This window comes from Lentzea tibetensis, assembly GCF_007845675.1.
Lineage (GTDB): Bacteria > Actinomycetota > Actinomycetes > Mycobacteriales > Pseudonocardiaceae > Lentzea > Lentzea tibetensis.
The window spans coordinates 1-11,957 of sequence record NZ_VOBR01000010.1; the positions used below are offsets into that span (position 1 = coordinate 1).

Below are 11,957 nucleotides of genomic sequence, written 5' to 3' on the forward strand. Positions count from 1 at the left end.
ACGATCGACGGGATGTCCGCGTACGCCTCGGTCGTCACCTCACCCGCGACGTGGACCTGGCCCGTCGTCACCAGCGTCTCGACCGCCACCCGCGAACGCGGATCCTTCGCCAGCAACGCGTCCAGGATCGAGTCGCTGATCGCGTCACAGATCTTGTCAGGGTGTCCCTCAGTCACCGACTCACTGGTGAACAGCCTGCTGCTGTGCTGGCTCACGGACACTCCTCCGGTTCAGAAATGATGCGACAAGTTTACGGACGCTCACTCGCAAGTGTGTCCAGGAACGGTCAGTAGTGTGTCCAGGGACGGTCATTTCAGGGTAACGGCGTCCCACACTGCGGCCGCCAGTTGCGCCTTCGAGCCGTGTGGGATAGGCGTCTCGTGACCGTCGGCGGTCAGCAGCCAGCCCGCGTTGTCCTCGACCTCGAACGCCTTGCCGTCGCCGACGGCGTTCACCACGAGCAGGTCGCAGCCCTTGCGCTTGAGCTTGGCGCGCCCGTAGCTGAGCACGTCGTTCTCCGCGTCGCCGGTCTCGGCCGCGAAACCCACGATGAACTGGCCTTCTCGCCGCGCGGCGACGAGCTCGGCCAGCACGTCCGGGTTCTTCGTCAGCGCGACGGGCTCCGGGTCGGCGTCGGACTTCTTGATCTTGTGGGTGACCAGCGACACCGGGCGGAAGTCCGCGACGGCCGCGGCCATCACGATGACGTCCGCCTCGGCGGCGGCCGCGTGCATCGCGTCGCGCAGCTCGAGAGCCGAGCCGACACGCTGCACATTTACCCCTGCGGGGTTAGCGAGGTCGGCGACGTGGGCAGCGACCAACGTCACAGTCGCACCGCGCTGAGCGGCCACGCGGGCCAGCGCGTAGCCCTGCTTGCCGGACGAGCGGTTCCCGATGAAGCGGACCGGGTCGAGCGGCTCGCGCGTCCCGCCCGCGGAGATGACGACCCGCACGCCCTCCATCGACCGCGGCAGCGCGTCCGGGCGGGCCAGCAGCAGCTTGGCGACGTCGAAGATCTCGGCGGGCTCGGGCAGGCGGCCCTTGCCGGTGTCCTTGCCGGTCAGGCGGCCCGAAGCGGGTTCCATGACGATCACACCGCGGGACCGCAGCAGGGCCACGTTGTGCTGGGTGGCCGGGTGCTCCCACATCTCGGTGTGCATCGCGGGCACCAGCAGCACCGGGCAGTGCGCGGTGAGCAGCGTGTTCGTCAGCAGGTCGTCGGCGAGGCCGTGCGCGGCCTTCGCGATGAGGTTCGCGGTCGCCGGGGCCACCACGACCAGGTCCGCGTTCTGCCCGAGCTTGACGTGCGGCACCTCGTGCACCGCGTCGAACGGGTCGGCGGAGACGGGTTCGCCGGACAAGGCCTCGAACGTGGCGGCGCCGACGAACTTCAGTGCGCCCTCGGTCGGCACCACGCGGACGGAATGACCGGACTCGGTCAGCCGTCGCAGCAGCTCACAGGCCTTGTACGCGGCGATGCCCCCGCCCACCCCGAGAATGACTCGGGGGCGTACGGGGGCATCGACGGAAGACGAAATGCTCATGCACCGCAGCTTTCCGCCTCAGACAAGCCAACGCCCGCTAGGGGTCCGGGGGCTTGCCCCCGGCGCGGGGTGTGGGGGCTCGGCCCCCACAAAACACGGGTCCACGACCTGGTCCGCGCTTTCCGCGGACAGACCGCTGCCCGAGTGGACCCCTCGCTCACTCGCCCTCGGTGTGCTCGAGGAGACCGGCGTGGATCTCTCGGAGCGCGATGGAGAGCGGCTTCTCACGGGGGCCCGGCTCAACGAGCGGGCCGACGTACTCGAGCAGGCCCTCGCCGAGCTGCGCGTAGTAGTCGTTGATCTGGCGGGCACGCTTCGCTGCGTAGATCACCAACGCGTACTTCGAGCTCACCTGCTCAAGCAGGTCGTCGATCGGCGGGTTGGTGATGCCCTCCGGGGAACCGGTCAGGTGACCGAGCTCGGTGTGGGTGATCACTCGTCAAACTCCTGAGATTGTGGTCCGACCATCAAGGATAGCAAGTGCGCGGCCGCCGCTCGCACGTCGCCGTTCACAACGACCTCGTCGAACTCCTTCTCGGCCGCCAGTTCTTCCCTGGCGATCTCCAGCCTGCGCTCGACGACGGCTGGATCCTCGGTGCCGCGACCGGTCAACCTGACGACCAGGTCGTCCCACGACGGCGGGGCCAGCATGACGAGCTGGGCCTCCGGCATCGCGATCCGGACCTGCCTGGCGCCCTGGAGCTCGATCTCGAGCAGTGCGGGCTTGCCGGCCGCGAGGGCCTGGAGAACCGGGGTGCGCGGGGTGCCGTAGCAGTTGCCCGCGAACTCGGCGTGCTCCAGGAACTCGCCGTCCGCGATCATGCGCTGGAACTTCTCCGGTGCGACGAAGTGGTAGTGCACCCCGTCGACCTCTCCCGGCCGAGGCTTTCGCGTCGTGGCCGAGACACTGAAGTAGATCTCCGGCTGCTGCCTGCGCAGTTCCGCCAGGACGCTGGACTTGCCAACACCTGACGGCCCGGACAAGACGGTGAGGCGGGGCCGGACGCGAAAAGCGCCCGTCCCCGCCTCGGTGTCATTCACTCTCCGCTGAACTCGGAGAGCAGGGCCTTGCGCTGGCGGTCGCCCAGGCCACGCAGACGACGGCTCGGAGCGATCTCGAGGCGCTCCATGATCTGCTGCGCGCGAACCTTGCCGACGCCCGGAAGGGCCTCGAGCAGCGCGGACACCTTCATCTTGCCCAGGACCTCGTCGCTCTCGGCGGCCTTGAGCACGTCCGTAAGGGTCGTGCCGCCGCGCTTGAGGCGCTCCTTGAGCTCAGCCCGAGCGCGACGAGCGGCAGCAGCCTTCTCCAGCGCTGCGGCCCGCTGCTCCTCGGTAAGCTGGGGAAGGGCCACGATTTCCTCCGTGGTGTGGATTCTTTTCGGATCGGTGCCGCGACGGTACCGACCGCAATTGCCTGGGTACAACGCGACCCAGTCAAGTAAATCTTCCAGCGGCCGTTCGTAGCGGCGGGTGGTAGTAGTACCAGCACCCTCCGACAGCCTGATCACCGCCACCGGTGACGCAACGCCCACAACCTGCGTGGTATGCGCCCGATGACCAGCGGGGCTACCGGTGGCAGGGACCCTACCAACACAAGTTTCCCCAGGTGAGCGCGCCACACCCTTAAATTTGCGGTGCAGGGCGCGGCGCGCTCCTCCTCAGAGGCTGTTCTGGACCCGTTCCACGGCGCTGACCAGCGACGATACGTCCGGTCCATGCTTGAGCACATCCCTGGACGATGTGGGCAGAACGTGTCGAAGTTCCTCACCGAACAAGGTCTTTAGATCCGCCGCGGTGGCTCCCTGGGCCCCGAAACCGGGCGCGAGGACGGGCCCGTTGAGCTTCGTCAGGTCGACACCGGTTTCCCCGATCGTGGCGCCGACGACCAGTCCGACATCACCCACGGGGGAAATGCCGGAATTCCTGTCGGCGGCGAAATCCACGATCGACTGAGCCACAGTTCGCCCGTCCGGCCCAACGGTCCGCTGGACCGAAGCGCCCTCCGGGTTGGACGTCAGCGCGAGCACGAACACGCCCCGCCCGCTCGCCCGCGCCGCGTCCAGCGCGGGGTCGAGCGAGCCGAAACCGAGGTACGGCGACAGCGTCACCGCGTCCCCGGCGAGCGGCGAGCCGTCGGTGCAGTACGCCGCCGCGTACGCGGCCATGGTGGAGCCGATGTCGCCGCGCTTGGCGTCCACCAGCACGAGCGTCCCGGAGTCGCGCAGCTCGGCGATGACCCGCTCCAGCACGGCCACGCCACGCGAGCCCCGTGCCTCGAAGAACGCCGACTGGGGTTTCACCACGGACACCCGGCCGCCGAACGCCTCGACGCACGTCAGCGCGAAGCGTTCGAGCCCCGCGGCGTCCTGCGGCAGGCCCCAGGCGTCCAGCAGGCCCGGATGCGGGTCGATGCCGACGCAGAGCGGCCCGTGCGCGTTGACGGCCTTCGTGAGCCGTTCCCCGAACGTCACTTGTCCCCCCGCAGAGCGGCCTGGAGCGCCTGGAGCGGCTGCACGCCGATGTCGCCGCGGATCAGTGCCTCGATGCCGTGCACGGCCGCCGCCGCGCCCTGGATCGTGGTGACGCACGGGATGTCCTTGGCGACCGCGGCGGTGCGGATCTCGTAGCCGTCGATGCGCGGGCCGCTGTTGCCGTACGGCGTGTTGAAGATCATGTCGACCTCGCCGCCGAGGATCATGTCGACGACGTTCTTCTCGCCCTCGAAGTGCTTGCGCACCACGGTGCACGGGACCCCGTTGCGGCGCAGCACCTCCGCGGTGCCGGACGTCGCCAGCACCTCGAAGCCGAGGTCGGCGAGCCGCTTCACCGGGAAGATCATCGCGCGCTTGTCGCGGTTCGCGAAGGACACGAACACGCGGCCGGACGTCGGCAGCGAGCCGTAGGACGCGGTCTGCGACTTGGCGAACGCCTTGCCGAACGACGAGTCGATGCCCATGACCTCGCCGGTGGACTTCATCTCCGGCCCGAGCAGCGAGTCGACGCCGTGGCCCTCCGGGGTGCGGAAGCGGTGGAACTGCATCACGGCCTCCTTCACCGCCACCGGGGCGTGCTCGGGCAGCTGCGCGCCGTCGCCCTTGGCGGGCAGCAGGCCCTCGACCCGCAGCTCGGCGATCGTCGCGCCCAGCATCACGCGGGACGCGGCCTTCGCCATCGACACCGCGGTCGCCTTGGACACGAACGGCACCGTGCGCGAGGCACGCGGGTTCGCCTCCAGGACGTACAGCACGTCGTCCTTGAGCGCGTACTGGACGTTCAGCAGGCCCTTCACGCCGATGCCCTTGGCGATGGCCTCGGTGGAGCGCCGGACGTTCTCGATGTCCGACGCGCCCAGGGTGATCGGCGGCAGCGCGCACGACGAGTCGCCGGAGTGCACGCCGGCCTCCTCGATGTGCTCCATGACGCCGCCGATGAAGACCTCGGTGCCGTCGCACAGGGCATCGACGTCGATCTCGATGGCGTCGTCGAGGAACCGGTCGACCAGCACCGGGTGCTCGGGCGTCACCTCGGTCGCGCGGGCGATGTAGCCCGACAGCGACTCCTCGTCGTAGACGATCTCCATGCCGCGCCCGCCGAGCACGTACGACGGCCGCACGAGCACCGGGTAGCCGATCTCGTCGGCGATCTCCTTGGCCTCCTCGAACGAGGTGGCCGTGCCGAAGCGAGGCGCGGGCAGCCCGGCCTCGGTGAGGACCTTGCCGAACTGGCCGCGGTCCTCGGCCAGGTGGATGGCCTCGGGCGTCGTGCCGACGACGGGCACCCCCGCGTTGGAGAGGCGCTGCGCGAGGCCGAGCGGCGTCTGGCCGCCGAGCTGCACGATCACGCCGGCGACGGTGCCGGACGCCTGCTCGGAGTGCACGACCTCCAGCACGTCCTCGAACGTCAGCGGCTCGAAGTACAGGCGGTCCGAGGTGTCGTAGTCGGTCGACACGGTCTCCGGGTTGCAGTTGACCATCACGGTCTCGTACCCGGCCTCGCGCAGCGCCATCGCGGCGTGCACGCACGAGTAGTCGAACTCGATGCCCTGCCCGATCCTGTTCGGACCCGAGCCGAGGATGATCACCTTCGGTCGTTCGCGCTGCTCGGCGACCTCGGACTCCGCGTCGGGGTCGAGCTCGTAGGCCGAGTAGTGGTACGGCGTCCTGGAGTCGAACTCGGCGGCGCAGGTGTCGACCGTCTTGTAGACGGGGCGGACCTTGAGCCGGTGCCGCAGCACCCGCACGCCGTCCTCGCCTGCCAGCTCCGGGCGCATCACGGCGATCTGCCGGTCGCTCAACCCGGCGCGCTTCGCCTTGCGCAGCAACTGTTCCCCGAGCACCGGAGCATCGATCAGCTCGGCGCGCAGCGTGCCGAGCCAGGCGATCTGCTCGATGAACCACGGGTCGATGCCGGACGCCTCGTAGACCTGCTCGATCGTCGCGCCGAGCCGCAGCGCGCGCTCCACCGTGTAGAGGCGGCCGTCGTGACCCGTCTTCAGCGCGTCCAGAGTGGACTCGAGGGTCGTGTCCTCCGGGTCCGGCTGCGTCCAGAAGCCGACGGACTTGGTCTCCATCGACCGCAGCGCCTTGCCGAGCGCCTCGACGAAGTTGCGGCCGATCGACATGGCCTCGCCGACGGACTTCATGGTCGTCGTCAGCCTGGGGTCCGCGCCGGGGAACTTCTCGAACGCGAACCGCGGCACCTTCACGACCACGTAGTCGAGCGTGGGCTCGAACGACGCGGGCGTCTCCTTGGTGATGTCGTTGGTGATCTCGTCGAGCGTGTAGCCGATGGCGAGCTTCGCGGCGATCTTGGCGATCGGGAAGCCGGTCGCCTTCGACGCCAGCGCACTGGAACGGGACACGCGCGGGTTCATCTCGATGACGACCATGCGCCCGTTGTCCGGGTGGATCGCGAACTGGATGTTGCAGCCGCCGGTGTCGACGCCGACCTCGCGGATGACCTGGATGCCGACGTCGCGCATGTGCTGGTACTCGCGGTCGGTCAGCGTCATCGCGGGCGCGACCGTGACCGAGTCGCCGGTGTGCACGCCCATCGGGTCGATGTTCTCGATGGAGCAGATGACGACCACGTTGTCGTTGCGGTCGCGCATGAGCTCGAGCTCGTACTCCTTCCAGCCGAGCACGCTCTCCTCGATCAGCACCTCGGTGACCGGCGACTCGGCGAGGCCGGTCGCGGCGAGCCGCTCCAGCTCCTCGTCGGTGTGCGCCATGCCGGAACCGAGGCCGCCCATGGTGAACGACGGCCGGATGACGACCGGGAGACCGAGGTCCTTGACCGTCTCGCGGACCTCCTCCATGGACTTGCAGACCGCGCTGCGCGGGACCTCGGCGCCGATCTTGCGCACCAGGTCCTTGAAGATCTGCCGGTCCTCGCCGCGCTGGATGGCGTCGATGTCCGCGCCGATCAGCTCGACGTTGTACTTCTCCAGCACGCCGCGCTCGTGCAGCGCGATCGCGGTGTTGAGCGCGGTCTGCCCGCCCAGCGTGGCCAGGATGGCGTCGGGCAGCTCGGCCGCGATCACCTTCTCCACGAACTCGGCCGTGATCGGCTCGATGTAGGTGGCGTCGGCGAACTCGGGGTCGGTCATGATCGTCGCCGGGTTGGAGTTGACCAGGCTGACGCGCAGGCCCTCCTCCCGCAGCACCCGGCACGCCTGGGTGCCGGAGTAGTCGAACTCGCAGGCCTGGCCGATGACGATCGGGCCGGAACCGATGACGAGCACGTGTTTGAGGTCGGTGCGCTTAGGCATGTCAGTTGCCCCCGTTCATCAGGGTCACGAACTCGTCGAACAGGGGTGCCGCGTCGTGCGGGCCAGCGGCGGCCTCGGGGTGGTACTGCACGGAGAACGCCGGGGTGTCGAGCAGCCGCACGCCCTCGACGGTGCCGTCGTTCGGGCAGTAGTGGGACAGCTGCACGCGGCCGAAGTCGGAGCCGAACTCCTCGCCCGGCTCGCCCTCGATGGCGAACCCGTGGTTCTGCGCGGTGATCGCGACCTTGCCGGTGGCGACGTCGATCACCGGGATGTTGATGCCGCGGTGGCCGTAGCGCATCTTGTACGTCCCCCGGCCGACCGCGCGGCCGAGGATCTGGTTGCCGAAGCAGATGCCGAACAGCGGCAGCTTGCGCTGCAGCACCTCCTTCGTCAGCCCGATCGCGTGGTCCTGCGTGGCCGGGTCGCCCGGACCGTTGCTGAGGAACACGCCGTTCGGGCTGATCTTCAGGATGTCGTCGATCGTGCTGGTGAGCGGCAGGACGTGCACCTCGATGCCGCGCGCCGCCATCATCCGCGGGGTGTTCGACTTGATGCCCAGGTCGAGCGCCGCGACGGTGAACTTCTTCTCGCCGATGGCTTCCACGACGTAGGGCTGGTCGGTCGTGACGTCGCCCGCGAGGTTCGCGCCCAGCATCTCCGCGCTCGTGCGGACCTGCTCCAGCATCGTCTCGTCGTCGCTGAGCTCGGCACCGGAGAAGACTCCGGCGCGCATCGCGCCCTGCTCGCGGATGTGCCGCGTGAGGGTGCGGGTGTCGATGCCCGCGATGCCGACGATCCCCTGCCGGACGAGCTCGTCGTCGAGGCTCCTGGTGGAGCGCCAGTTCGACGGCACCCGCGCGGGGTCGCGCACGACGTAGCCCGCGACCCAGATGCGCGACGACTCGTCGTCCTCGTCGTTCCACCCGGTGTTGCCGATCTGCGGCGCCGTCTGCACCACGATCTGGCGGTGGTAGGACGGGTCGGTCAGCGTCTCCTGGTAGCCGGTCATGGCCGTGGAGAACACGACCTCGCCCAGCGAGCGCCCCTCGGCGCCGAACTTCTCGCCGCGGAACACGCGACCGTCTTCCAGAACCAAAGCCGCGTTGGTCACGCCTTACCTCCGGCCGAATTTTCCTCTTGGCTGAGGGCAACTACCCACTGCTCGTAAACGCTCTTGTCGTCACCGCGGAAACCGGTGTCGAACAGGCGGTCCTCGAGTTCCCACTGGAAGACCAGCAGGCCATCGCCGAACATCACCTTGCCCGCGAGTCCCTTGTCCGTGCGGACGTCCTTGATCGCCGTTTTGGGGATGAACAGGTCCTCGGCGCCGATGCGCTCGATGGACAGTCCTTCCGGGACCAGGCGCAGCGTCGCCTCGGCGCGGTGGCCGATGTCGCCGGCCTGGATGCGGTCCTGCCAGTTGCCCGCGTTCGTCGTGCCGACGTACACACCGGTCGTGCTCGGGATCAGGTCGTCGCCGAGCGTCGCGGGCTTCTTCGGGAACTCGGGCAGCGTCGCCGCCTGCTGCCTGGCGCGTCGTTGCCAGCCGTGCCACATGCCGTAGACGCACAGCGCGAAGAAGGCGAACACCGCCAAAGCGAGCAATACCCTGGTCATGCGTCAATCCTTCCCCGCGAGGCGGTGACGCGGCCACGCAAGATGGTCGCCGTCACCACGCCGGGCAGTTCCATGCCCTCGAACGGGGTGTTGCCCGCCACGCTCGCCAGCTCGGCGCCGCGCACGACCCACTTGGCTCCGGGGTCGATCAGCGTGAGGTTGGCGGGTTCGCCCACTTCGACGGGACGGCCGTGGTCGGTCAGTCCGGCGATCTCGGCGGGCTTCTCGCTCATGACCCTGGCGACACCGCGCCAGTCCAGCAGGCCCGTCTCGACCATGGTCTTGACGACGACGCTGAGTGCGGTCTGCAGGCCGAGCATGCCCGGCCGTGCGGCGGACCACTCGCAGTCCTTGTCCTGCACGGCGTGCGGGGCGTGGTCCGTGGCGACGCAGTCGATCGTGCCGTCGGCGAGCGCCCGGCGGAGCGCGTCGACGTCGGTCTGCGTGCGCAGCGGCGGGTTGACCTTGTTGATCGGGTCGTAGGTCTCCAGCCGCTCATCGGTGAGCAGCAGGTGGTGGGGGGTGACCTCGGCGGAGATCCCCGGCCTGCCGGCCTGAGGCACATTTGCAGCGCCGCGCGCCTTCGCCCACTTCAGGATCTCCGCCGTGCCGGCGGTGCTGACGTGGCAGACGTGCAGACGCGCGCCGACCTGCTGCGCGAGGATGCAGTCACGGGCGACGATCGACTCCTCCGCCGCCGCGGGCCAGCCCTGCAGGCCGAGCCGTGCGGCGTTCTCGCCCTCGTGCGCCTGCGCGCCGACGGTGAGCCGCGGCTCCTCCGCGTGCTGCGCGATGACCGCGCCCAGCGACTTGCTGTACTCCAGCGCCCTGCGCATGATCAGCGGGTCGTGCACGCAGTGGCCGTCGTCCGAGAAGACGCGGACGTTCGCGCTGGACTTGGCCATCGTGCCCAGTTCGGCGAGCATCTCGCCCTTCAGGCCGACCGTGACCGCGCCGACCGGGTGGACGTCGACCAGGCCGACCTCCCTGCCGCGGCGGGCGACGTGCTCGACGATCACCGCGTTGTCCGCGACCGGGTCCGTGTTGGCCATGGCGAAGACGGCCGTGTACCCGCCCAGCGCTGCCGCTTTGCTACCGGTCGCGATCGTCTCGGTGTCCTCGCGGCCCGGTTCGCGCAGGTGGGTGTGGAGATCGACGAAACCGGGCAGCAGGATGCCGCCTTCGATGACGTCCCCGTCGTGTTCTCCGTCGTGTTCGAGGTCGTTCCCGATTTCTGCGATCACGCCGTCGCGGATCAGCACGTCTACCGGGTCACCCTCGCCGTAGGGCCTGACTCCCTTGAGCAGCAAAGGGTTTACTCCGTTTCTTCTTCGTGCGCGAGCAAGTGGTACAGGACCGCCATGCGCACGTGGACGCCGTTGCGGACCTGGTCGGTGATGGCGGCCCGCGGGCTGTCCGCGACGACGGACGCGATCTCCATGCCGCGCAGCATCGGGCCGGGGTGCAGCACGACCGCGTGCTCCGGGAGCAGCTTGAGGCGGTTCTCGTTGAGGCCGTAGGCGATCGAGTACTCGCGGGCGCTCGGGAAGAAGCCGCCGTGCATGCGCTCGGCCTGGACGCGCAGCAGCATCACCGCGTCCTGGCTCGGCAGCTCCGCGTCGATCTCGTGCGACACGGTGACCGGCCAGTTCTCCACGCCGGTCGGCAGCAGCGTCGGCGGGGCGACGAGCGTGACGTCCGCGCCCAGTGCGGTGAGCAGGTGGACGTTGCTCCGCGCGACCCGGCTGTGCAGGACGTCGCCGACGATCGCGATGCGGCGATCCTTGAGCGAGCCGAGGCGTTCGCGCAGCGTGGCGGCGTCGAGCAGCGCCTGGGTGGGGTGCTCGTGCATGCCATCGCCCGCGTTCACGACGGACGTGTTCGTGTGCTTGAGCCAGCCCGCGAGGTTGTGGGCGGCGCCGGACGCCGGGTGGCGGACGATGATGCAGTCCGCGCCCGCGCTCTGCAGGGTCAGCGCCGTGTCGCGGAGGCTCTCGCCCTTGCTGACGCTGGAGCCGCTGCTGCTGACGTTGATCACGTCGGCGCTCATCCACTTGCCCGCGATCTCGAAGCTGACGCGGGTGCGGGTGGAGTTCTCGTAGAACATCGTGATGACGGTGCGGCCGCGCAGCGTGGGGAGCTTGCGGACCTCGCGGCCCAGCAGCGCCTGCTTGAGGCGGTCGGCCGTGTCGAGGATCGCCGTGGCGGCGTCCGGGCTGATGCCTTCGGTGGAGAGCAGGTGTTTCACCTGATCAGCACTCCGTCGCGGTCGTCGAACTCCTCGAGCAGCACGACGATGTCCTCGCTCTTCGCGGTGGGCACGTTCTTGCCCACGTAGTCCGCGCGGATCGGCAGCTCGCGGTGGCCCCGGTCGACCAGCACGGCGAGCTGCACCGCGCGCGGACGGCCGTGGTCGCGCAGCGCGTCGAGCGCGGAGCGGATCGTGCGGCCGGAGAAGAGGACGTCGTCGACGAGGATGACGAGCTTGTCGTCGATGCCGCCGTCGGGGAGCGCGGTCGTCTCCAGCGGGCGGGTCGGCCCGCGGCGGAGATCGTCGCGGTAGAGGGTGACGTCGAGGGTGCCGGTCTGGACGGCGTTCCCGGCGAACTCGGCGATCTTGGCGGCGAGCCGCCGTGCGAGTGGTGCACCCCTGCTGGGGATACCCATCAAGACGACGTCGGGTGCGCTCGGTGCATCGAGAGCGGTCTTCTCGATGATCTGATGGGCCATTCGGGCGACGGTGCGCGCGACATCACCGGCCGACAAGATCTCGCGATCTCCAGCCGGATCCGTCGCACCACGTTGACGTGGCGCCACGGCTGGACCTCCTTCCCCGCCTCACTGGACGGGTCCTTAAAGGACGTCGGACACCCGGTTGCGACCGGGCTGACCTGCACCGTATCAGGTACGCACTGTCAACCTTCCGGGTGGTCTGACGTTGTCCGCTCGCCTGTCTCAGCGAGATCAGCTTGACCTTATGACCACGGAGAGCAATCATTACTCTGCGTATCGATCTAAGC

The 11,957-nt window shown here is 69.1% G+C and carries 12 protein-coding genes; all 12 read right to left on the bottom strand.

All coding sequences use genetic code 11. The features are described from left to right. Window positions 1-215, bottom strand: a 215-nt coding sequence (locus tag FKR81_RS17165; RefSeq protein WP_268891562.1) for an S-adenosylmethionine synthetase N-terminal domain-containing protein, incomplete at its 3' end; no start/stop codon positions are given. A gap of 93 nt (window positions 216-308) precedes the next feature. Further along, on the bottom strand, window positions 309-1,544 hold the full coding sequence (coaBC, locus tag FKR81_RS17170) for a bifunctional phosphopantothenoylcysteine decarboxylase/phosphopantothenate--cysteine ligase CoaBC (RefSeq protein ID WP_146353074.1): 1,236 nt from the start codon (window positions 1,542-1,544) through the stop codon (window positions 309-311). A 157-nt stretch (window positions 1,545-1,701) separates the two neighbouring features. After that, a complete protein-coding gene (rpoZ, locus tag FKR81_RS17175; protein ID WP_045313812.1) occupies window positions 1,702-1,980 on the bottom strand; it encodes a DNA-directed RNA polymerase subunit omega in 279 nt (92 codons plus the stop codon). Beyond that, complete coding sequence (gene gmk, locus FKR81_RS17180) at window positions 1,977-2,585, bottom strand: guanylate kinase (protein WP_146353075.1); 609 nt, start codon at window positions 2,583-2,585, stop codon at window positions 1,977-1,979. Before gmk ends, rpoZ begins: the two co-directional genes overlap by 4 nt. Beyond that, window positions 2,582-2,899, bottom strand: a complete 318-nt coding sequence (gene mihF, locus FKR81_RS17185) for an integration host factor, actinobacterial type (RefSeq protein ID WP_030471603.1) — start codon at window positions 2,897-2,899, stop codon at window positions 2,582-2,584. Before mihF ends, gmk begins: the two co-directional genes overlap by 4 nt. A gap of 306 nt (window positions 2,900-3,205) precedes the next feature. Beyond that, window positions 3,206-4,018 (bottom strand): orotidine-5'-phosphate decarboxylase, encoded by an 813-nt coding sequence (gene pyrF, locus FKR81_RS17190; RefSeq protein ID WP_146353076.1) that lies wholly within the window; start codon window positions 4,016-4,018, stop codon window positions 3,206-3,208. Next, entirely contained in the window at window positions 4,015-7,317 is a 3,303-nt protein-coding gene (gene carB, locus FKR81_RS17195; protein ID WP_146353077.1) for a carbamoyl-phosphate synthase large subunit, read from the bottom strand. The genes pyrF and carB overlap by 4 nt, the downstream gene beginning before the upstream one ends. Window position 7,318: 1 nt before the next feature. Next, window positions 7,319-8,431: a glutamine-hydrolyzing carbamoyl-phosphate synthase small subunit gene (gene carA, locus FKR81_RS17200; protein ID WP_146353078.1), complete on the bottom strand. Its 1,113-nt coding sequence runs from the start codon at window positions 8,429-8,431 to the stop codon at window positions 7,319-7,321. Continuing rightward, window positions 8,428-8,937, bottom strand: coding sequence for a PH-like domain-containing protein (locus tag FKR81_RS17205; RefSeq protein ID WP_146353079.1), 510 nt, complete (start codon window positions 8,935-8,937; stop codon window positions 8,428-8,430). The genes carA and FKR81_RS17205 overlap by 4 nt, the downstream gene beginning before the upstream one ends. Beyond that, window positions 8,934-10,247: a dihydroorotase gene (locus FKR81_RS17210; RefSeq protein ID WP_146353080.1), complete on the bottom strand. Its 1,314-nt coding sequence runs from the start codon at window positions 10,245-10,247 to the stop codon at window positions 8,934-8,936. Before FKR81_RS17210 ends, FKR81_RS17205 begins: the two co-directional genes overlap by 4 nt. Window positions 10,248-10,252: 5 nt before the next feature. Beyond that, window positions 10,253-11,185: an aspartate carbamoyltransferase catalytic subunit gene (locus FKR81_RS17215; protein ID WP_146353081.1), complete on the bottom strand. Its 933-nt coding sequence runs from the start codon at window positions 11,183-11,185 to the stop codon at window positions 10,253-10,255. Beyond that, window positions 11,182-11,754: a bifunctional pyr operon transcriptional regulator/uracil phosphoribosyltransferase PyrR gene (pyrR, locus tag FKR81_RS17220; protein WP_146353082.1), complete on the bottom strand. Its 573-nt coding sequence runs from the start codon at window positions 11,752-11,754 to the stop codon at window positions 11,182-11,184. The genes FKR81_RS17215 and pyrR overlap by 4 nt, the downstream gene beginning before the upstream one ends. Between the last annotated feature and the right edge of the window lie 203 nt (window positions 11,755-11,957).